This window comes from Photorhabdus africana (assembly GCF_035181445.1).
Classification (GTDB): Bacteria; Pseudomonadota; Gammaproteobacteria; order Enterobacterales; family Enterobacteriaceae; genus Photorhabdus; species Photorhabdus laumondii.
Genome location: NZ_JAXBVE010000165.1, coordinates 1 through 520, shown reverse-complemented (window position 1 = coordinate 520; position 520 = coordinate 1). Strand labels below are relative to the sequence as shown.

Sequence of the window (520 nt, the reverse complement as noted above, 5' to 3'; positions counted from 1 at the left end):
GCCAATTAAACGCGCAATCGGCTTATGTTGAAAAAAGCCGGAAAACATGTGCAATGTCCGGCTGTGAAACCCCAGCCCGTTAAGGATCATCGCCAGAAAAGCGTCGCCGTGAGAGACGGTATGCGATGAATATTTTGGGATAATGGCATCAATCATGCGGGGTAAACCGGCTTCATGACAAAAAGCGGCGATAAGGCCAAGATGATCGAGACGTTTAATGGCAGGTATGGGTGTGGACATATTCGCTTTCCGGCAAATAAAAGTAATAGATCAAAATTGGCGATTACCGTCAACCCCACCGATGTCACCAATACAAAAAACCTGTGTAAGATCACATTATTTTTAAATCAGAAATACGGTGCGGAATGACGGTTTTATTTCAAATCTTTGATTGTTTTTTTAAATTTTAACCTGATTATCACTTAAATTCAGCTCCCATAGGCGTATACTTAAAATAAGTCTGTGTGGAGGTAAATGAAAATGGCTAAAAATCAGATTCAATTCCAAAAAGGCATTTCTA

At 40.2% G+C, this 520-nt stretch carries 1 protein-coding gene; it reads right to left on the bottom strand.

From position 1 onward, the window contains the following. Positions 1-240, bottom strand: a 240-nt coding sequence (locus SLS51_RS23230) for a DUF4277 domain-containing protein (protein WP_323840839.1), incomplete at its 3' end; no start/stop codon positions are given. Between the last annotated feature and the right edge of the window lie 280 nt (positions 241-520).